We start from the raw sequence: 21,211 nt of genomic DNA, 5'->3' as shown, positions 1-21,211 counted from the left end.
CTATCTTCATATCTTATAGAGAATATATGTTATAGGGGGTTTATGATTTGAAAACAAAGAAAAAGTCACCATCGTATCAAATCGCCCTTTCCCCTCCGTGGATTACTTTCGCTAACCTTGTTCAAAATACAGTAGGGGCAGATCCAAATGTCCGAGTTCGTAATCTACGCGCTAATGGATCAAACTATATCTTACCTATTGTCGTTCGCAACTTGGGAAGAGCAAGGGCTATCGCTACTCTTATCCAAAATAATGTGCAATTTGGAGGGACTACTGTAACCATCCAGATTCAAACAAACAACGGACAAACTGTAACACCAAATAGTACTATTGCCATCACCCCTCAACAAATCGCACGTCTCTATCGCCGAGCTTTTTCTACAAACAATCTCTTCTCCCTTGTCCGAGTTCGCTCCACTACACCTCCATTAGGTCCTGTTGCTGTCTTTCCCATTTTCGAACCAGAAATAGTCCAATTTCCAAATGACGATTTATCCGATTACTACAATAACTATAACAATGTAGCCGCTTTTGCTTTCCAAGCTGTGCTACTTAATACAATCAACAACATCCCCATTAACTTCTCTACCGCCGAATCGTAAAAAGATCGTCCATCTAAAAATAAAAAGACGAACTCCTTTGATATGATATGATCCCGAAAGGTAGCCTACCTAGGGGAGATATCCATTCATCTAGAGAGTACGTCTTTTTTATATTGGTTCCATTCCGACTCTTATAATTCCACATTCCCACCACTGAGAATGACCCCAATACAACTTCCTTTCTCGATTTGAAATTTACGGAACATAACAGCCGCCAAAGCCACTGCGCTCGATGGCTCAATTACGATCTTTAAGCGAACCATCGCAAATCGCATCGCAACTTCAATCTCTTCTTCCGATACCGTTACCACTTCGTGAACCATTTGCTGGATAATCGGAAAATTCCTCTCTCCTACCTGCTGTGTTCTAAGGCCATCTGCGATCGTATTCGGCGGATCAATTCGAACTCTTTCCCCTTGAAGCATCGATCTCCTTACATCATCGGCCCCTTCAGGTTCCACTCCATGAATCTTCACACGAGGGTTCATGCCTTTTCCTGCAAGTGCTGTGCCCGATATAAGCCCTCCTCCCCCTACTGGAGTAACCAAATGCTCTAAAAACGGATGCTCTTGCATTAACTCATAGGCTGCGGTTCCAGCTCCAGCGATAATATCAGGATGATCAAACGGCGGAATAATGGCCATCCCGTGTTCCTCCGAATACCGAGCGGCAATCCGTTCTCGACTTTCCTTATAACGATCAAAAAAAAGCACATTTCCTCCATAATTTTGCACAGCCTCTATCTTTACCTCAGGGGTATCTTCTGGCATCACAATGGTGGCTTGTACACCCAAAATTTTACACGCAAGAGCTAGTCCTTGGGCATGATTCCCCGAAGAAAACGCAATTACACCTCGCTTTCTTTCCTCCTCTGACAATTTACTTAACGCATTATAAGCACCTCGAAATTTAAAGGCTCCACCTCGTTGAAAATTTTCACATTTTAAATAGACTTGTTGCCTAGACAATTCATTTAGCACTCTAGAAGTTAATACTGGTGTACGATTTGCTACTCCACGGAGTCGTTCGACCGCATCAATAATATCGTGGAATATGATCGCCTTATTCATTCGACCCGCTCCTTTAGTAGATTTATTTATTATTTTATCTGAACAGAATCAAAAGGGGAATGAATTTATATTCATTTCATCATATTGGACAGGAAAATTACTTTGACAGACATATATATGTGTGATACATTGTATAATGCGAGGTGAAAAACTATGGGCAAAAAAATATCAACGGATTTGATCCGGGGCCATACAAGTACCATCATTTTAAATGTACTGCACCAAGGGGATAGTTACGGTTACGAGATTTATCAAAAGATCATCCAGCTTAGTCATCAGCAGTACGAACTAAAGGAAGCAACGTTATACTCCGCCTTTCGCAGACTCGAACAGGACGGATATATCAGCTCCTATTGGGGAGATGAAACACAAGGTGGCAGGAGAAAATATTACCGAATTACAGACTCCGGTCATGATTTTTATAAACAAAGTAAAAAGGAATGGAACGTAGCGAAAGAGATTTTAAATCAACTTATCGAAGGAGTGATCGATCATGAACCAAAATAAAACGCTTGATCGTCAAATCCAAATCTATCTAAATCGCCAATTTGAAGGCATTCAAGAAACACAACATCTTTTTGATACAAAAGAAGAGTTGTTTATGAACTTAAAAGAACGCGCGATGGATTTAATTAAAAATGGAAAGGATGAAGAAGAAGCATTTCGAGATGCGATCGCTTCCATGGGGAATTTAAGTAGCTTAGCTGAAGAACTGCGCCAATACGGAGAAGATCCAGTAAAGCAATCTATTCATTCTAGAGCACAAGAGAGAATCTCCACCATGGGAATCCTCATAGGGGTACTATTAATGATTTTTGGAATATTTAACTCTGCCATTGTATTTTTTATGCATCGCCCTCCCAATGTCGTAGTAGGCTCTGGCTTTTTATTCATCATGCTAGGTACCGCACTCATCACATACAGCGTGCTCACAAGAGAAACCAAGTCTCGCTTTGCAATGCACAAGATTCGCGCGCTGCTCTATACAGTAGCCATCAGCACCATTTTATTCGGGTTCTTCTCATCCGCTTTTAGCTATTTCAGCACCGGAAAAGTTTATGTCGCGATTGCTGCTTGCATGGTATTTGTCCTTATTGGATTAGGACTATACCTATACCTTATGCTTACCGAAAAAAGTCGTCTGAAAGAAAATAAATAAGTACGATTACATGCTCCTTCGCACATTCTAATCCTAAAGGAAGATCCGTTGCCTGTCCGTATGCGAATCACAACAAGCCATCTAGACGTCGATAAGGTAAAGACTTCTAGATGGCAAACCTTTCTACTAATTTTATGGTAGGAAATGGCGGATTAGAGGTCTAATGCTAAGATAGTCGAGTAGGGTCTAGACTCTATTAGCTCACCTGACCTCTAATCTCCCCAGACGGATGATTCTCTGTGTGAACATTGGTATAAATTTCACCAACTTCTATCAGTTGGATAAGCCGTTCGATCGTTTCCCCTGCTAACGGACCTACTAAATCATCAGCTGTAATAACACCCGATATAATTCCTACCTGCTTCAAGCTTAGCCCCGGATTCACGCTTGCGAGTGGAACTACAACAGGCCCATTTTGTCCTACAGGTCCCAAATGTAGATGTGCTGCTATCAATTTTTGCATATTATATACAAGCAGTGTATAGTCAATTCCCGTCTCATCGTTATTCGAATTAAGTGTGAGAACTCCTAAAGCAGACGTTATAACCTTCGGAACTTCTTGATTCCCAGTTAAAAAAGCAAAAAAGTTTTTTGCCAATATAGTCATCCCTTTCTATAAGATTAATCATTTTTTCATTTAACTTTTTCCTAGTACTCTAACATATAGATATGAAAGTATATATCAAAGGGACACGTCAAATATCTTGAATAACATACCTCCAATACAAAAAACCTCCCACACCATTTTAGAAAAACGATGTGGAAGGTTTTTTTTTAAGCGGTTATCCCACTTTTCATTGGCATCCGGGGAGCGATTCGAGCGCCTTCCAACGGCTTAGAAGGCTGTTTCATGGACCAATATGAGCAAACTGGATTTGCTGAAATCACTCATAATGATGCATACCGTAAGTTGTAATAAGAAGAATCTGGGTATAATGATGAATGGATTTGAGCACTCCTTCATCACTTCACTCATTGAGACCTATTTTGGCATCTAGTAAATAGTTTCGTTATAATAAACTTTATACATCGAAAAAAAGACGAAGAAGGAGGTTCTTTCATACAATATCCATCTGATGTACAATCCACTAGGAAAGGGAGAATTATGAAAAAATTCACGACTGTATTCATGGTTTCTGTCACGATTGCCTTTTTATTTATCTTATGGGGTACTTTCTATCCTCAACAATTGACTACATACACATCAGCCATTCAAACCTATTTACAAGGAAGCTTTGGATGGTTCTACCTTTTATCAGCTACCCTGTTTCTTGTGTTCGCTTTTTATTTGATTTTTAGTCCGTATGGAAAAATCAAACTAGGAAAAGATACAGATCAGCCAGAGTATAGTACCCTTAGTTGGTTTGCTATGCTATTTAGTGCTGGGATGGGGATTGGACTCGTGTTTTGGGGTGTAGCTGAACCACTTTCACATTATCACAACCCTGCTGTGGGAGATCCACAAACGGCTGAAGCAGCAAGACTAGCAATGCGGTCTTCGTTTTTTCACTGGGGACTGCATCCTTGGGGAATTTATAGTGTATTAGCACTGGCACTTGCTTATTTTCAATTCCGAAAGGATGCCCCTGGCCTGATCAGTTACATCTTCTATCCTTTGCTCAAAGAAAAAGTAAATGGCCCCATCGGTAAGACCATTGATATCATCGCCATATTTGCAACCGTTTTTGGAGTAGCTACTTCACTAGGCTTTGGAGCTGTACAAATTAGTGCAGGGCTCTCTTATCTAACGAATATGAGTAACAACTTCACTTCTCAACTAGTGATTATTGTAGTTGTCACTCTTTTGTTTTTAGTGTCCGCAGCAACCGGCCTTAGTAAAGGGATTCAGTATTTAAGTAATGCAAATATCATCTTAGCAGTACTATTGCTTTTATTACTCTTATTTGTAGGACCAACTAAATTTATCATGAATGTATTTGTAACAACAATAGGTAATTACATTCAAGGCCTTCCCGCAATGAGCTTAAATATGGCTCCGTTTTTCCCAAAAACAAATGAGTGGATACAAGGATGGACGGTGTTTTATTGGGCTTGGTGGATTGCTTGGGCTCCTTTTGTTGGGACCTTTATTGCTCGAGTGTCAAAGGGGAGGACCATTAGAGAGTTTGTGATAGGAGTTCTTTTAGTCCCTACCCTTTTTGGTGCTTTATGGTTTTCCGTATTTGGTGGTTCAGGCCTATATATAGAACTTGTACAGGACTTTTCGCTATTTAACATTATGAGCGATCAAGGTACGGAAATTGCACTATTTGCCATGCTACAGCAGTATCCAATGGGTGAGATCTTATCGGTATTAGCTATTTTCTTGATTGCGACATTCTTCATTACCTCAGCTGATTCAGCTACATTTGTATTAGGGATGCAATCAAGTAGTGGCTCCCTCAATCCATCTAATTATATGAAAGTTACTTGGGGACTTATCATTTCTGCTTCTGCAGCCATTCTGCTGTTCTCTGGAGGATTAAATGCTTTACAAACTGCATCAATCATTGTATCTTTTCCGTTTATATTCATTCTTTTTGGTATCATATTTTCCTTCATTCTTGCTCTTCGCAAGGAGAATGAAGGAAAATAAGTGATGCATATACCGTGATATCGAACATGGTTAAATTATTTGGAGGCTCTCTTCAATATTCATACTAGCTTGAAGAGAGCCTCCCCCTATTTAGACTGAGTCGAAAGCAGGTATAGCGTGAGTATCCCACCCTGCTTTTCTGTACCCTTCCAAGCTGATTTTTATCTAAATCCCACGGATGAGTTATAGTACGTTTTATACGATCCACCCGATCTTCACTATCTAGCAAACCTATTTTCTTTTTGTCAACACAAAAACCCCCTGTACTATCCTTAGAACACACATTAGTTTCACTAAGCCACAAATGGGTACATTTTGACTTTTTGACCGTGATACTAACCGTTGCACTTAGATATACAAAGGGTTGTTGTTAGTGGTTATCCCTATTTCATTGGCATCCCAGGAGCGATTCGAACGCCCGACCGACGGCTTAGAAGGCCGTTGCTCTATCCAGCTGAGCTACTGGGACACGATAATCAATTCATTCGCAAGTAAGTATGATTATACAGGGTTAACGGCGACCATGTCAACGAAAAAGTGAAGAAAATAGGCTACTTCTTCACTTTTTCAATTGATAGATCCCTCCGCGCTCGGTGATCTGCGTGCCATCTACTTGATGATAAGTGACTTCAATCTGCTGATCCTTGCCAATCGACAACACCGAATACGTAGGGTGCGCAAAACCCCTGGCCTGCTTGATGCTTCCCGGATTAATGTACAATCGCTCATCTACTTGATCACAAACGGGATAATGAGAATGCCCGAAGCAAACAATCTGCGCATTTTTTTCCTCAGCCCGATACTTGAGCGGTAATCCCGACTGGCTCACTCGAAATAGATGTCCATGTGTCACATAGAAACGCAAACCGTCTACTTCATATGTATCTTCCTCCGGAACCTGCTCCCAATCACAATTACCACGCACCACTGTTAAAGGAACATCAGGCAACTCGATCAAATCCGTACAAAAATCCCCACAATGAATCGTATGATCCGGATTCTCTCGTTTTATAATCTCTTCAAGCAAATCTTTCTTCCCATGAGAGTCACTTGTAATTAAGATTTTCATGCCGACTACCACCTCTTGTAAACGCTACGGACTCGCTATTTAAGTAAACGCAATGGTCAGCTTGATCAATCAGTAAGTTGAATGGAGTAGGGATAATATGTCTGACCATGCCCCGATGCCATCTGGTATCGTCTACCTTATTAAGCAACGTCTCTACGAAAACGTATACGTCTCCTTCAATAGCTCAATCAACTTCTTCGTCGCAATCGAACGATGACTAATCGCTCCCTTTTGCTCACTACTTAGCTCCGCCATCGTTTGCCCTCGCTCCGGCAGATAGAAAACGGGATCATATCCAAATCCATTTTCCCCTCTAGGCCCATGAGCGACCACTCCGTGGCATTCTCCCCGTACAAATTTGGATTCTTCTTCCGGTACAGAAAGTGCCATGACACATACATAGTAAGCCTTGCGATCCGAAGCAGAGAGAGTCTCCATCTCGTAAAGCATTTTTTGGTAGTTTTGCTGATCGGTACTTCCTTCTCCTGCATATCTTGCTGAATACACACCTGGGGCTCCGTCCAAAGCAGGGACCACAATCCCGGAGTCATCGGAAAGAACGGGTTGCCCTAACCAACGAGAGATGGTTTCCGATTTCTTCATTGCATTTCCTTCAAACGTTTCTTGGTCCTCTATGATTTCTGGAGCATCAGGGAACTCATCTAATCCTTTCACACCAATCCCCAGTTCTAACTCGAACAGATCACGAAACTCTTTTAGTTTGTGCTGATTTTGGGATGCGATCAGCACGTAAGGATATTGCCATGCCTTTTTCATCTTAGGCTCCTACTCCCACATAAGAAGCATGTTCACCGAGCGCATCCTTCTGTAACTGAATCAATTCTGCGATGCCTGCTTTTCCTACTTCTAATAATTCCATAAGTTGCTCACTGCTAAACGGATTTGATTCGCCTGTCCCTTGAATCTCCACGAACTTACCTTGTCCCGTCATAATCAGATTCATATCCACAACAGCACTTGAATCTTCTTCATAACACAGGTCAAGACGAACATCGTTTCCGACCACTCCAACACTCGTAGCGGCAAGGAAATCCTTAATCGGAAACTTGGAAATCGTACCCGCTTGTTTCAGTTTAGCAAGTGCATCAACCAACGCCACAAACGCTCCGGTAATCGCAGCTGTACGTGTCCCACCATCTGCTTGAATTACATCGCAATCAATCCAGATCGTACGCTCACCAAGCGCCTTTAAATCAATCACGGAGCGTAATGTACGCCCGATTAAACGCTGGATTTCCATCGTTCTGCCACCCAGCTTCCCCCTACTCGCTTCACGGATCGTACGTTGTTGAGTAGCTCGAGGTAACATCGAGTATTCGGCTGTAATCCATCCTTTGCCCGAATTTCGTAAGAACGGCGGAACCTTCTCTTCTATAGATGCTGTGCAGATCACACGGGTATCCCCCACGCTGATCAATACGGAACCTTCAGCTGATTTTATGTATGGACGAATGATTTCCACTGGTCTTAGTTGATTATTTTCTCTTCTGTCTAATCTCAACAGCATATCCCTCCAAATCCTAGATTTATCTAGTATAGCATAATCAAATGATACACTCACAAAAAAGAAGATGCTTAGGCCCACACCGAACTAAGCATCTCCCTCTACTCTATCCTTCTGTGTTACCTCACATAGAGATTGCATTAATTTTCTCTGGACGAGACACTGGTTCCGATAGCTTTTCACCTTTTGTCATCGTACTCGTGCTATCTTTGCCGTTCACCAAAAATTTTACTGTTTTCGCAGCTGTATTTTCCGTTAGCGAAAGTACAATCATATCAATCGCATTTTTGGAAGCTTTGTTTTCCGCACTAAACTGTAAAAGTTGTTCTCCGAGGTCAGCTGTGACGGTGTCTCCTTTTAAAGCCACATTATTTACTGCTAAAGTACTGTCAACGGCGCTAAGAAGCTTTGAATCTAGCTCAGGCCCTCTTACTAGTTCTTGGAGAACCGATTTCGCACGATTATCCGCACGGTTGATCATTCTGGTAACCGGAACATAGTAAATCGTACGATCCTCTGATTGAGCCATAAAATACAAAGTGACCGGCATGCTCTGGGTCATATCGACCCCTCTAGCAATCTCTAAGTTAATCCCATCTTGCCTTGAAAGCCCCTGTGTCTTCATCTTGCTTTTCGCAGTATATGGCTTACCTTCTACGTTTAGATTTACCGTTTTCACATTTCCAAATTGAGTAACAGTCCATGTAATAGCACTAAAGATGTGCTCTTCTTTCTTCGCATCGTACTTGGTAAATTCTTTACTGAAATCGACGGTTGCGACCCCATTTTTCACCTGTACTCCTTTGATCTTCGTTCCTTTTGGGAGCGCACCTTGAAACCCTTTAGGGACCATTGACTTTGCTTGATCTTCTACCAGATACGGTAATGCTTCATTGCTGTTCTTTAGCTCCTTTGAAAGGGTATAAGGCACCACATAGCCAGAGTCGGTTAAGAAATATAGCTCAGAACCTTTCACAACTTTTTTATCGCCTGTTTTCTGGCTACTTTTATTCTCTTTATCCTCCGATTTTGGATCGGCTGGCGGTGTTGTGGTTACGGCACTTGACGCTTGCTCCATTTTCTTAGCGACATCGGCTGGCGGTGGATCGATTGGTGCTACTGCATCTTTGTCTTGACCCATACATCCAACCAATAGAAACGGTACGATTAGGACCGCACATACTTTTTTATTCATATTTCGTTCCTCCTACAGGACAAGTATTGATATATGTATACGAGGAGGAACTGTTTTTAGGACAACTATTTTTCAAAAAGCAAAAAGCCCATGATACGCCTCCGTATCTTAGGCTTTTTAAGGTAATAAAACTTCTTTGGATGGAAAATGAACTAGATCAGATGATAGTTTTACATGTTCCACTCGAACAACCTGGCCTAACCAATCTTGAGCAATGTCTTGGAAAGATCGTAAATCCCCTGTTGTGAAAAAACGATGAAATGATTTTCTCTCCGATAGAAGCTCTTTATATTGCAAAATGGTACTTAACTCCACAGCCGTCTCCTCCGCTGAGCTAATCAGTTCGACATGTTCAGGAAGCACCTTCTTAAAAGAAGACATCAGTAATGGATAATGCGTACAGCCTAAAATTAAAGAATCATATTTCTTATGTTCAAATGGACGAAGCGCTTGCTCGACAACCTGATCAGCAAGTGAAGTGTTTCGCCCACCACTTTCCACTAGTGGAACCAATGTGGGACAGGCCAAACTGTGAACAGTGAGATCTGGATTCAGTCTCCTGAGTGCATGTTCATATGCTTTACTATGAATCGTACCCACTGTGCCAATCACGCCGATTTCTCCCCGTTTAGATGCTTTAATCGCAGCCCTTGAACCAGGTTCTATGACTCCGAGCACAGGGAGCTTGATATATTTCTGTACCTCAACTAATGCAGCTGCCGTCGCAGTATTACAGGCAATGACGATAGCTTTAAGTGGATATTGGAGAAGATAGTCTATGATCTCAAAAGTGAATTGGCGCACTTCTTCTGTGGATCGAGGTCCATAAGGACAACGAAGAGTATCACCAAAGTAGTAAACCGTCTCTTTGGGTAGTTGTCTCATGATTTCTTTGGCAACAGTCAGCCCACCTACTCCAGAATCCAAAACTCCAATCACATTACGATCCATGCTACCACCTCCTTTTTACAGTTCCCTTAAAGTATCATGATATGATAAATATTGCTAGTCTGCTCAAAGTTCCGTACTAAAAAGACCCCTCTTCAAAGGGGTTAGTCTTTCATTTTATCAAATAAAACCTGTAGGTAATCCCTCATAATTGTAGCGCTTTCATTTGTCTCATTTTCTAATACTTGTGTCAAGTAAGCCCTGCGCGCTGCTAAAACTTCATTAATTACTTCTGTACCATATTCCAAGAGGCGAATGCGAACCACACGGCGATCTTTATCATCACGAATTCTCGCCACCAGCTTGTTCTTCTCCATACGGTCAATCAAATCAGTCATCGTACTACAAGCGAGATACATCTTTTGACTAAGGTCCCCGATCGTTAAATCTCCCTCTTCATTTAACCAAAGCAAAGCATTTAATTGGGGCGGAGTAATAGGGAAATTGTGCAAAATCTCACGCCCATGGCGCTTTACAATCACACTAATTTCGCGTAATAGGCGTTCAATCTCATTGACAGTCTCGGGTGTAATAGAATGTTCTTTCATAAGGCTCCCCTTAATAGTTATTCCCGCTCTACCTGCAAGTCCTTGATGATTGCAAGAGCTATGACTATTTTAACAAAAGATCATCCTACTTACGAGAGATTTAAGTTCCAAAAGAAAAAGCCCCCCTATCGATTAGGGAAGCTCTTGCCTTTGAGACTGAGATTTTTTGAGAATCAAAAGGTAACTAGCATTTTGGCTCAGGCATAACAGCGCAAACCGTTTGTAGACGAACATAGCATACACATTGACCCTCACAAATCACAAGGTGATCACGTTTTACTTTTAGTAATTCGCCTCTGTATTTTCCGCAAGTTGTTGTGACACACACTTTTCGTCCGCACAGACATTTCAAAGCCTCATATAAGTATGGTTCTACCATCTCCATCCGACTGTAACCGCATGCCTGTTCCATCGGCTTCTTAGGTACTGGCATAGGTCTGTATGGTTCGCGTTTTATATCATAATTCTTTTCCATGGACATATCCTCCCCTATGTTTAATCACATTCATGTTATGTGACTAGGGTGCATATGGACTGAGGCAAATGCCCATTTCATAGTTTTTTTTAAAACTTACAATATCTCTTGCCTCTTCCGCATACAAAATCCACTCAAAAAAGTCATCATCGTATGAACCGCTGCTCTCACCGTCATCTCAGCAACATCTTTTCGTGGGTCCACACATACGATATCCATTGCTTTCACTAACGGATATTGGCTTGCTTCATAGATAGCAGAGAATAGTTCGTCTGTTCTCATACCCCCCACTGTCGCCGCCGCAACACCTGGTGCATACGCTATATCTAAGACATCCATATCGACCGTTAAATAAATCGTATCCACTTCTTGTGCCATTTGCTTATATGCACGCAAAATGGTTTCCGCCATCCCTGCTATGCGTGCTTCTCGTAGCGCAACATAGTGTACTCCTTTTAACTGAGCGTAATCTCGTAACGACTTCGTATTATAAAATCCATGTAAGCCGATATTCCACACATCAGAGCCCTTTATCGTTTGACTTTCGATTAAATTGCGGATTACCGTACCATTACTAGGTCCGCTTGTGAGAGGGCGAAGATCAAAATGAGTATCTAACTGCAAAATCCCTACTCTTTCACCCGGGTGCGCCCGTTTCCACCCTTTTACAAGTGGAGCTGTGATGGAGTGATCTCCTCCAATCGTAATCGGAAATGCCTGCGGGAACTGCTTTCGGAGCAGCATCATAGCCTCTTCAATCCGCTGATGATTGATCCCGATATCAGTTGTATGCTGAATCACATCCCCCACATCTACTACGCGAAGAGGGGTTAAATCAAGATTATAATCCACATGATACGGAACAAAATACTTCCACATTCTACGAAATGCTTCCGGATGCTCACTCGCAGCTGACGCACTGATAGAGGATCTAGATAGGGGAACTCCTAACAACGTAACATCCCAATTTTGTGCTTGGGATATGCTCATCCAATCTTCGTTCTTGCGAGAAAAAATCCAGTCGCTCACACGCTCCACTGCATCCGTTTCTCTCCAATGAAAGGCAGGCAGTTCGATTACTTCTGATATTTGATGTTTCAATTATGTCTCTCCTCATTAGGTCCCATCGTAGTTGGATGTAAAGGGTCCGAGCCCAGTCCCCATGCGGGAGGATCTTGATTTGAGCGATTTTTTCGCTTTCTTATAAACAAAAGGATCATTCCCACTATCAAAGTGACCCCCATTAGGCCCAGTACCACGATAACCCACATATTGATTACCGAAACTTGTACTTGGATCGGTTTTTTATTTTTTAAGTCCCATACTAACGTCCCATCATCTTCAAGTCGATCCGCATTATGAGAATCGGGCTTTACAGGCAACGTTAACTTAAACCTAGAATTTATCATTCCGGCAAGGTCTCCAGCATTACTGAGTGCCGTACCCATTTCCTGCTTGTTTAACTGATAGGTAGTAAACAAGAAGCCCTTCTCTTTCACAAACTTTACACCCTCAGAGGAAGTAGCTCCATCTTCCATTAAAGCCCACTCTTTTGGATTAGCTATATCTTGAATCTTCTTGGTAAAAATAAAACCATATTGGCCATCTTTTTCCGTTATTTGTTTCTGATAGCCTTTCTTCTCTAGCTCTTTAAATGGGCCATCTCCCCCAGACCCTATCGCTTCTTTCAACCTACTCCACACTTGTTGATCCGTTGTCATCATCTTAAGTTGAAATGTCCCTGTCCCGTCACGGTTAACAGTAGCATGAAGATCCGCATCCACACAGCCAACTAACGCGACCATCATTATGACGACAATAAAAAGAAAACGAAACTGTCTCCCGATCATGAAAGTACCTTCCCCTTCTTACTACTTATTAATGAACCGCTACTTAGCAAACGTTTGAATCATTTCAGCCACTTCTCGAGCAGTACAGGTTAACTTTTGCGCTTTCATATTTTCAATCAGTTGATCCCGTTTCGTCCAGGTGCTCGTGATACCATCTAAAAATGATTCATTTGTTAAGTCTTCTTCCATTAACACCTCAGCAATCCCTTGCTTTTCGAATAAATTCGCATTCAAAATCTGATCCCCACGACTAGCCGCACGCGATAGCGGAATCAAAAGCATTGGTTTATGTAAAGACGCAAATTCAAAAATAGAGTTAGACCCTGCACGGGAAACAATCAGATCGGCCATAGCCATCAAATCAGGCAATTCCCAGCTCACATATTCAAACTGCCTATACCCGGGCTTCCTTAATAACGATTGATCCATAGCGCCTTTTCCAGTAATATGTACAATCTGATAAGTTGGTAATAATGCATCAAGATTCTCTCTGACCACTTGATTGATCTTCTGAGAACCCATGCTTCCACCCATCACTAACAAGACAGGCTTGCTCGACACGAAATCGCATAAAATCAGGCCTCTTTTGCGATCCCCACTAAATAATTCCTCTCGGACAACTGCCCCTAGATATTCACCTTTTTTTCCTTTAATATGTTTCTTCGTCTCTTCAAACGTGGTACAAACCTTACTCGCAAACGGCATCGCGATCTTATTTGCTAATCCCGGTGTTAAATCAGATTCATGAATAATAATCGGCACACGATTCATCCAACCTCCGAGTACAACCGGAACCGAAACAAACCCACCTTTTGAGAAAATGACATCCGGCTTGAGCTTTCGTATCTTACGGTACGCTTCCCAAATCCCTTGCAACACCTTAAACGGATCTTTTATGTTTTTCAAATCAAAATAACGGCGAAGCTTCCCTGTTGTCACAGGCTCATACGGAACATTCTCTAACTTTCCAATTAACTCCCGTTCAATCCCATCATGAGAACCAATATACGAAACTTCCCACTGGTCTTCTTGAAACTTCGGAATCAGAGCTAGATTGACCGTAACATGCCCTGCCGTCCCACCACCCGTAAACAACACCTTTTTTTTCTTCATATCCCTATGATTCCTCTCGTAAATATAAGACGTAGAATGTCCTGACACACCTAACAAAGGCATCCCTTGAATGCATCTACTGTAGCACAAAAAAATTTCCAATGTAAGATCTCACAGGAAGATGGTACATGCCCGCAGGATCTCTCCTATATCTGACTCCATTAACATACACCCAACAAATCAACACCATATTTTATGATATACTCATCCCTAGAAAATAAAAATATCTATTCTCACAATAAATGTAAGGTGTGACCCATTTGACACATTCATCTCCGCAACTCTTATTTGAATTTCCCGATCTAAACGGAAAAAGCAATCCCCTAACATTTTTACGTCCTGCTCACATCGTAACTGCCTATTCATTAGAAGAAATCATCCCTGCCCTTCATCAGCTTCAGGAATATCTGCAAGCAGGATTTTATGTAGCAGGCTGGCTTTCCTATGAAGCGGGGGCTGTCTTTATATCAAGCGATATCAACGAGACGAGTGACGTTCCTTATTTGTGGTTCGGTGTATACGACAAGCCCATAGAAGGGGATTTTTTACATCGACCGCTCCATCCAGTTCGCCATCTTTCTTGGGAATCTACCATTTCAAAAGAGCAGTACCATCAAGGGATTCAGAAAATTAAAGAGGAGATTGCGAAGGGAAATACCTATCAAGTGAACTATACCCTTCGAGTAGAAAGCCCATGGAACCATCAAGATCCACTTGCTTTCTATCGACAGTTAACAGATGTCCAGCAAGCATCTTACACATCTTATATCGATACCGGCCGTTTCCAAGTTCTCTCAGCATCTCCAGAGTTGTTCTTTCGCATCGATCAGTCTACGATCACAACAAGACCAATGAAAGGAACGATGGCTAGAGGAAACACGCCAGAGGAAGATCATCTAAATAAAGAATGGCTCGCAAATTCCGAGAAAAACCGTGCAGAGAATGTTATGATTGTGGATCTTCTTCGTAACGATCTCGGAAAAGTGTCCCTGCAAGGTACGGTTCGTGTCCCGGAGCTATTTTCAATTGAAACGTATCCAACCTTGTTTCAGATGACATCAACCATTACTGCCAAACTAGAAAAAGGGGCTACACCTCTAGAGATTTTCCGAGCCTTATTTCCATGCGGTTCCATCACAGGTGCACCTAAGAGAAGTACAATGCAGATTATCAAGGCAATCGAAGATACACCGCGAAATGTATACTGCGGAGCCATCGGATTCTGGACTCCTAAAGGTGATGCAATCTTTAACGTCCCTATTCGTACTGTTCTAATCGATCAAGAAACACAACATGCTACCTATGGAGTAGGAGGAGGGATTACGTGGGATTCTACTGCCGAAGAAGAGTATGAAGAAGTCCTCGTGAAAACGGCCATTCTCCAAAAAGCAGCTCCATCCTTCCAATTAATTGAGAGCATCTTATTAAAAGAGGGGCACTATTGGCTAGCTGATCTACATGAACAACGTATCTTCCATTCTGCTAAATCCTTAGACTTCCCGTGTGATCTATCAATCTATCAATCCTATTTAACACAGTTTGCTCTTCAGCATCCCCATGATCATTGGAAAGTTAGAGTTACCTTAGATCATCTCGGTCATTGGGAGATTGCAGGGGAACCGATCCAGCCCATCTCTAAATCACAATCCATCGGACTGGCTACTACCCCCATTTCTCGAAATCATCCCTATCTCTATCACAAGACAACCGAGAGATCGATCTATCAGTTACATAAACAGACCCAACCTGATTTATATGATGTCCTACTATGGAATGAGCAAGGTGAGTTAACCGAATTCACAACAGGAAATCTCGTTCTAGAAATCGATGGCCTTCATTATACACCCCCCATCTCATCCGGTCTCTTAAACGGCACTTTCCGTCAACGACTAATTCAAACAGAAAAAGTGCTAGAAAAAGTCTTGCATAAAGATGATTTAACTCACGCTACCCAAATCTGGCTCATAAATAGTGTCCGCGGCTGGGTGCTGTGCTCACTTCACGCCTAATATAGCGAAACCAAGCCAACTACTCATGCTCACATGACAGTTGGCTTGGTTCATATTTATTGTAACTTGGAAAACCGACTTATCATGTCCAAAAAATTTCACATTCCAAAATTAAAACTCAGAATAAAATGAAAAATGTATAGCGGGTTTTCCAAAGGTATTTTCAGTTCATCATTTTCTTCCATTTCTTCATTTTCTTATTGTGTACATCATGACTTAAGCAAAAATATCGTAGAATCTTCCTGAATAAATGTGAATTCCATCATCGAGGTCAACTTGCATAAAATCAAGGAACGTAAACTCTACTTCTTGGCCATTACCCAAATGCATCTTCAATCTTCTCGCTCTTGTATTGACAGGATTTTCGACAGAACACGTGAGTGTCATTTCATCTTCATCCTTGTGGATCGATGGGTAGACATATTCGGCTTTCAGTACCTCCACTTGAGCCCAACGTTTCAAACCATACAAAATCGGTTCTACTTCACTCGCTTTTCCTTTAATCTTCACTTCTACCACAATTCGATCTCCTTTCAGAATTTGTTAGATTTCGTAGCGACAAGTCCATCATGCCATAGTATAATTATTTTGACCAATAATGAAAATTCTGTAAGAAATATAGATTAGAGGCATTTCCTCACTCTTACACCACCTAAAAAAGTCTTTCAGAGTGAAAATGAAGCAAATAGATGAAGTTTAACCTTTTGAACATAAAATTCATAAAATACGACAAAAAATTTTTTTCAGGAGGAACGAACATGAAAGAGTATATCTATATTCATGCGGATCTAGGAAAACAAATTCGCCTAGCGCGTAAAAAAAAGAGTCTACGACAAGAAGATCTAGCAGACGACTTAATTTCTACTGGGACCATCAGTAAAATTGAGTGTGGCTCTCACCATATCGGTAAAGAAAAACTTCAATATCTGTGCGATAAACTAGAGATTGGCTTCGATTCTCTCCTACATACAGAAGAACGCCAAGAGCAGCAACAACATTTAAACGATCAAATCGTGATGATGGGCATCGAAATGAAAGGAACCATCGATCCAGAGCTCAGCTGGGAAGAAATTCGCACGCTGAAATACACCAAAGATGACCCACGAATCTGCAATGTTACCTATCTACGTGGAAGATATTATGAGTATAAGAAAAAATGGGACTATGCCCGTTTAAACTACCAGCAATGTATCGCTCTTCTGGATCAGCACAAAGAGTTGCATTCCACCAACCTGGCTTCCATCTGCTATTATGCATTAGGTAGAACATACTACCTTGATAACCAAGTAGAAGAAGCGCTACAGCATACCTTAGCAGCCGAACAATGCTTCCATCCGAACGGTGAAAAGGCACATATGATCCATTTCTTTCAAATTGCGAAAGCCATTTATTTAGAGCGACTCAATGTAACAGAGGAAGCCTACGTCATTATTAATGAATTATGGGAACAGAAAGAGCAAATTGACAGTAGCGAGGTATTGCTAAATTTGTACGAGGTACGAGCCCGTCTCTTTAACCGGATGGAACACTACGATAAGGCGATTGAGTGCGCGTTAGTTGGGATTGAAAAAGCAAAATACAACTATGCCTATGACCGTCTTTGTGAGCTATGGACAGTACTCGGCGATGGTCTGACGAAAAAAGGAATGTGGTCAGATGCAGAATATGCATATGGTTGCTCGCTTCAACTGGAAAGCAAACTAAAGAAAAAACAGCCCATTGTGGTGGCCAATACCAAGCTAGGACTGCTCCATTTAAAGCGAAATAATATAGCGGAAGCCGAAGAGGTTCTAAAAAGAGCAGTCACTCTTGCTTCCTACACAACAGATGCGATGGACTATGTCGAAGCCCTCATCATATACGGAGAATGCCAATACGTACAAAAAAAATATCCAAAAGCCATTGAATGGTGGGAAAAAGCGCTAAAAATAGCGGAAGATAAAGGCTTGTCTAAGCATAAACGAAGAATCCTGATGAAACTAGCAAATGTATGCGCAAATTATGACAAAAAAAAATATCAATTTTATATTGACAAATTCTTACGAATCTCCGTACAATTAGAGACAAGTAAACAGTAAGTATAAAATTTTCCAGTTGTACAAAATGCTGTTTATGTCAAAGAAGGAATTTTGGTAGGGAGCGTAGCAGAAATTGCTTCGTTTTCACCGCAGGGACTGCGGGTAGAGCCTGCTAAGATAACCAGTCAAAAGACTGGTGTTCGCAGGAATCTACCACTTTAAGCATCAGCTAAGTGGTAGTAGTTCAATTTACCAATAGGAGTTGATGGACATGTTGTTCACTTTCGGTGACCCACCATTAGAGTAGAATATTCAGATCTATTTTAGATAGATCTTTTAAAAAAAGGATTTGCTTATCCTCCTCTTTTGTGGGACAAGCAAATCCTTATTTCTCTTATCCAAAACGGCCTGCAATATAATCCTCTGTCCTTTGATCAGATGGCGTATGAAATATTTTTTCCGTTGTATCAAATTCGATGACTTCTCCTTGTAAAAAGAAAGCTGTTTCATCTGAAATTCTAGCCGCTTGTTGCATGTTATGCGTTACAATGACAATCGTATACTGTTTCCGTAGCTCTCCGATTAACTCTTCAATCTTAGCTGTTGAGATAGGATCAAGCGCTGAAGTCGGTTCGTCCATCAGCAGAATTTGTGGATTTACCGCTAAAGCCCTCGCGATACAAAGGCGCTGTTGTTGCCCACCCGATAATCCATAAGCTGGCTTTTTTAAAATATCCTTTACCTCTTCCCACAGGGCGGCTGCTTTCAGACTCTGCTCGACAACCTCATCTAGCTCTTTCCGATCTCGCATTCCGTGAATCCTCGTACCAAATGCGATATTATCATAAATACTTTTTGGAAAAGGATTAGGCTGTTGAAAAACCATCCCGATGTTTTTACGTAGATTTTCCACATTCACATCCTCGTGGTAGATATTTTGCTCCGCTACTAAAACTTCCCCCTCGATATGCACCCCTTGAATCATATCATTCATTCGATTCAACGTTCGTAAAAAGGTAGACTTGCCGCAACCCGATGGACCAATTAAGGCTGTAATCGAGCGCTCTTTTATCTCACCTGTAATATTCTTCAAAGCATGATGTTTATCATAATATAAATCAACGTTTTTGATTTGGATGATAGACATAAGCAAACCTCCTAGTATCGCTTTTGATATTTATTTCGCAAGTAAACCGCTAGCAGGTTCATTGTAAGAAGGACAACTAAAAGAACCATAATTCCAGCGGCAGCAATTGCTCTAAAATCATCTTGCGGGCGAGAAGTCCAGTTAAAGATTTGGATAGGTAACACGGTAAACGGATCCATTGGAGAAACTGGAACAAAAGCGACAAAAGTAAGAGCTCCCACTACAATCAAGGGCGCTGTTTCACCGATCGCACGCGATAAAGCTAAAATGACACCTGTTAAGATATTGGGCAATGCAGTTGGGATTACCACACGGCTAATCGTCTGCCATTTAGATGCGCCTAGTGCATAAGAAGCATTCCGCATCTGTTGCGGAACACTGCGAATCGCTTCTTGTGAGGATACAACCATAATCGGTAAAACCAGTAACGACATGGTAAAAACTCCTGCAAGTACAGCCTGTCCCAGCATCAGACCTTGGACAAATACAGCCAATCCTAAAATCCCGTATACAATCGATGGGACCCCAGCGAGATTATGAATGTTTACTTGAATGAAACGTGTAAACCAACTCTTCTTCGTATACTCCTCTAAATAAAGCGCCGTCCCGACTCCTAGAAAAAAAGCAATCGGGCCCGTAAGTAGGATAATCCAGATGCTCCCAATCAAAGCCGCCGCCACTCCTGCTTTGGATGGAAATCGCGAAGAAAAATTAGTAAAGAAATCCCAACTTATCCATCTTACACCATCCGCTACGATCTGATAAAGGAGTATCCCTAAGAAAGCAATTCCAAATAATGTAGCGGAGAGGAACGTTATTTTTGCAAAATGATCCATTGTTTTTCGAATTCTCCATTTCCCTTGATCCATCAATACTCCTCCTTAAATCGTCTCTTCAACCACTGGGCAATCAAATTAATGAGGAAGGTTAAAACAAATAACGTCATCCCAACCGCAAAAATGGTCTTATATTCAATCGAGCCGTGTTGGATATCACCTAGGCTCACTTGGACGATATATGATGTCATCGTTTGCACACTTTCAAGCGGATTCATCGTTAATTTCGGAGTTGCACCCGCCGCAATCGTCACGATCATCGTCTCACCGATCGCTCGTGAGATCGCAAGGACAAAGGAAGAGATAATCCCAGAGAATGCTGCAGGAACCACCACCTTCCTCGCTACCTCTAATCGTGTTGCTCCTAGAGCGTAAGCTCCATTTCGCAATGATTTCGGAACAGACACCATCGCATCTTCACTAAGCGATGCCACCATCGGTAAAATCATGATCCCTACCACGATACTAGCACTCAGAGCATTAAAGACTCCCATGTCCGGAAAAATCATTCGAAAAAGCGGGGTGACAAAGGTTAGAGCAAAATATCCATAGACAATCGTGGGGATTCCCGCTAATACCTCTAAAATAGGCTTTATCACTCTCCTAACCCGATCGTCTGCATATTCACTAAGGTATATGGCTGTCATTAAACCTAACGGCAACGCAACAAGTGAGGCACCTAACGTAATCAGAACAGACCCACTTAAGAGAGATAAGATTCCAAAGTGCTCTGGTTTAAATAGCGGAGTCCATTTCGTATCTGTTAAAAAAGAGAGTAATGAAACGTCTTTAAAAAAGGAAAGTGTCTCCACTAGCAAAACAGCCACAATCCCAATCGTCGTCAAGACCGAAACCATGGCACAAAGGAATAAAATCGACTTCACGATCAAATCCTCTCGATTCATTCGTTTCTTTTGGACAATCCCTGAGATTTCTTTTTGCGACTGACTCCCAGCCAAACGATTCCTTGCATTTTTTAACACCGCTTCATTCATCTTCGTACCCACCTCCTTAGGAATAGAAATGTGACGCCGAGGATTGACGCCACATT

The 21,211-nt window shown here is 41.7% G+C and carries 22 protein-coding genes and 1 tRNA gene; 6 read left to right on the top strand and 17 right to left on the bottom strand.

Annotated elements, in window-relative coordinates; genetic code table 11:
• Window positions 1-47: 47 nt before the first annotated feature.
• On the top strand, window positions 48-602 hold the full coding sequence (locus BLU58_RS08045; protein WP_093291711.1) for a hypothetical protein: 555 nt from the start codon (window positions 48-50) through the stop codon (window positions 600-602).
• 131 nt (window positions 603-733) lie between these two features.
• Here the strand turns inward: BLU58_RS08045 and BLU58_RS08040 are convergent, their stop codons facing one another.
• A complete protein-coding gene (locus BLU58_RS08040) occupies window positions 734-1,672 on the bottom strand; it encodes a pyridoxal-phosphate dependent enzyme (RefSeq protein WP_093291710.1) in 939 nt (312 codons plus the stop codon).
• A gap of 153 nt (window positions 1,673-1,825) precedes the next feature.
• Between BLU58_RS08040 and BLU58_RS08035 the strand changes: the two genes are divergently transcribed.
• Together BLU58_RS08035 and BLU58_RS08030 are read left to right on the top strand one after the other, a co-directional pair.
• Entirely contained in the window at window positions 1,826-2,179 is a 354-nt protein-coding gene (locus BLU58_RS08035) for a PadR family transcriptional regulator (RefSeq protein ID WP_093291709.1), read from the top strand.
• On the top strand, window positions 2,166-2,831 hold the full coding sequence (locus tag BLU58_RS08030) for a permease prefix domain 1-containing protein (RefSeq protein WP_093291708.1): 666 nt from the start codon (window positions 2,166-2,168) through the stop codon (window positions 2,829-2,831). The genes BLU58_RS08035 and BLU58_RS08030 overlap by 14 nt, the downstream gene beginning before the upstream one ends.
• A gap of 196 nt (window positions 2,832-3,027) precedes the next feature.
• On the opposite strand, the gene BLU58_RS08025 is transcribed toward BLU58_RS08030, so the two are convergent.
• A complete protein-coding gene (locus BLU58_RS08025; protein WP_176786563.1) occupies window positions 3,028-3,429 on the bottom strand; it encodes a CHRD domain-containing protein in 402 nt (133 codons plus the stop codon).
• Window positions 3,430-3,936: 507 nt separating this feature from the next.
• Here BLU58_RS08025 and BLU58_RS08020 point away from each other — a divergent pair.
• Window positions 3,937-5,427, top strand: coding sequence for a glycine betaine uptake BCCT transporter (locus BLU58_RS08020; RefSeq protein WP_093291706.1), 1,491 nt, complete (start codon window positions 3,937-3,939; stop codon window positions 5,425-5,427).
• 392 nt (window positions 5,428-5,819) lie between these two features.
• Here the strand turns inward: BLU58_RS08020 and BLU58_RS08015 are convergent.
• The 11 genes from BLU58_RS08015 to BLU58_RS07965 form a co-directional block, all read right to left on the bottom strand.
• Window positions 5,820-5,896: transfer RNA gene (locus BLU58_RS08015), tRNA-Arg, on the bottom strand.
• 90 nt (window positions 5,897-5,986) lie between these two features.
• Complete coding sequence (locus tag BLU58_RS08010) at window positions 5,987-6,496, bottom strand: metallophosphoesterase family protein (protein WP_093291705.1); 510 nt, start codon at window positions 6,494-6,496, stop codon at window positions 5,987-5,989.
• Between the two features lie 153 nt (window positions 6,497-6,649).
• Entirely contained in the window at window positions 6,650-7,273 is a 624-nt protein-coding gene (locus BLU58_RS08005) for an XTP/dITP diphosphatase (RefSeq protein WP_093291704.1), read from the bottom strand.
• A 1-nt stretch (window position 7,274) separates the two neighbouring features.
• Window positions 7,275-8,018 carry a ribonuclease PH gene (gene rph, locus BLU58_RS08000; protein WP_093291703.1) on the bottom strand — a complete coding sequence of 248 codons (744 nt, stop codon included), beginning with the start codon at window positions 8,016-8,018 and terminating at the stop codon, window positions 7,275-7,277.
• A 127-nt stretch (window positions 8,019-8,145) separates the two neighbouring features.
• On the bottom strand, window positions 8,146-9,216 hold the full coding sequence (locus BLU58_RS07995; protein ID WP_093291702.1) for a GerMN domain-containing protein: 1,071 nt from the start codon (window positions 9,214-9,216) through the stop codon (window positions 8,146-8,148).
• Window positions 9,217-9,333: 117 nt separating this feature from the next.
• Window positions 9,334-10,167 (bottom strand): glutamate racemase, encoded by an 834-nt coding sequence (gene racE / locus BLU58_RS07990; protein ID WP_093291701.1) that lies wholly within the window; start codon window positions 10,165-10,167, stop codon window positions 9,334-9,336.
• Between the two features lie 101 nt (window positions 10,168-10,268).
• The gene (locus BLU58_RS07985; RefSeq protein ID WP_093291700.1) at window positions 10,269-10,712 is read right to left on the bottom strand and encodes a MarR family winged helix-turn-helix transcriptional regulator; all 444 of its coding nucleotides are present in this window, start codon (window positions 10,710-10,712) and stop codon (window positions 10,269-10,271) included.
• Between the two features lie 184 nt (window positions 10,713-10,896).
• On the bottom strand, window positions 10,897-11,187 hold the full coding sequence (locus BLU58_RS07980) for a DUF2642 domain-containing protein (RefSeq protein WP_176786562.1): 291 nt from the start codon (window positions 11,185-11,187) through the stop codon (window positions 10,897-10,899).
• Window positions 11,188-11,283: 96 nt separating this feature from the next.
• Window positions 11,284-12,288, bottom strand: a complete 1,005-nt coding sequence (locus BLU58_RS07975; RefSeq protein WP_255404649.1) for an agmatinase family protein — start codon at window positions 12,286-12,288, stop codon at window positions 11,284-11,286.
• On the bottom strand, window positions 12,285-13,037 hold the full coding sequence (locus tag BLU58_RS07970; protein WP_093291698.1) for a hypothetical protein: 753 nt from the start codon (window positions 13,035-13,037) through the stop codon (window positions 12,285-12,287). The genes BLU58_RS07975 and BLU58_RS07970 overlap by 4 nt, the downstream gene beginning before the upstream one ends.
• 39 nt (window positions 13,038-13,076) lie before the next feature.
• Complete coding sequence (locus BLU58_RS07965) at window positions 13,077-14,150, bottom strand: undecaprenyldiphospho-muramoylpentapeptide beta-N-acetylglucosaminyltransferase (protein WP_093291697.1); 1,074 nt, start codon at window positions 14,148-14,150, stop codon at window positions 13,077-13,079.
• 260 nt (window positions 14,151-14,410) lie between these two features.
• Here BLU58_RS07965 and pabB point away from each other — a divergent pair, with 260 nt between their 5' ends.
• Window positions 14,411-16,159, top strand: a complete 1,749-nt coding sequence (pabB, locus tag BLU58_RS07960) for an aminodeoxychorismate synthase component I (RefSeq protein WP_093291696.1) — start codon at window positions 14,411-14,413, stop codon at window positions 16,157-16,159.
• 216 nt (window positions 16,160-16,375) lie between these two features.
• Here pabB and BLU58_RS07955 read toward each other — a convergent pair whose 3' ends face one another.
• Window positions 16,376-16,678, bottom strand: a complete 303-nt coding sequence (locus tag BLU58_RS07955; RefSeq protein ID WP_072330740.1) for a hypothetical protein — start codon at window positions 16,676-16,678, stop codon at window positions 16,376-16,378.
• 239 nt (window positions 16,679-16,917) lie between these two features.
• Between BLU58_RS07955 and BLU58_RS07950 the strand changes: the two genes are divergently transcribed.
• A complete protein-coding gene (locus BLU58_RS07950) occupies window positions 16,918-18,237 on the top strand; it encodes a tetratricopeptide repeat protein (protein WP_176786561.1) in 1,320 nt (439 codons plus the stop codon).
• Window positions 18,238-18,571: 334 nt separating this feature from the next.
• Here BLU58_RS07950 and pstB read toward each other — a convergent pair whose 3' ends face one another.
• Genes pstB through pstC form a run of 3 tightly spaced genes read right to left on the bottom strand, consistent with a single transcriptional unit; the run spans window position 18,572 to window position 21,065 of the window.
• Complete coding sequence (gene pstB, locus BLU58_RS07945; protein ID WP_093291694.1) at window positions 18,572-19,324, bottom strand: phosphate ABC transporter ATP-binding protein PstB; 753 nt, start codon at window positions 19,322-19,324, stop codon at window positions 18,572-18,574.
• An 11-nt stretch (window positions 19,325-19,335) separates the two neighbouring features.
• On the bottom strand, window positions 19,336-20,193 hold the full coding sequence (gene pstA, locus BLU58_RS07940; protein ID WP_093291693.1) for a phosphate ABC transporter permease PstA: 858 nt from the start codon (window positions 20,191-20,193) through the stop codon (window positions 19,336-19,338).
• Window positions 20,193-21,065 carry a phosphate ABC transporter permease subunit PstC gene (gene pstC, locus BLU58_RS07935; RefSeq protein ID WP_255404656.1) on the bottom strand — a complete coding sequence of 291 codons (873 nt, stop codon included), beginning with the start codon at window positions 21,063-21,065 and terminating at the stop codon, window positions 20,193-20,195. Before pstC ends, pstA begins: the two co-directional genes overlap by 1 nt.
• Window positions 21,066-21,211 lie beyond the last annotated feature (146 nt).

It is taken from the genome of Thermoactinomyces sp. DSM 45892 (assembly GCF_900107305.1).
GTDB lineage: Bacteria > Bacillota > Bacilli > Thermoactinomycetales > Thermoactinomycetaceae > Baia.
Note: the sequence above shows the minus strand (reverse complement) of the source record. Positions and strands in the feature narration are given on the sequence as shown.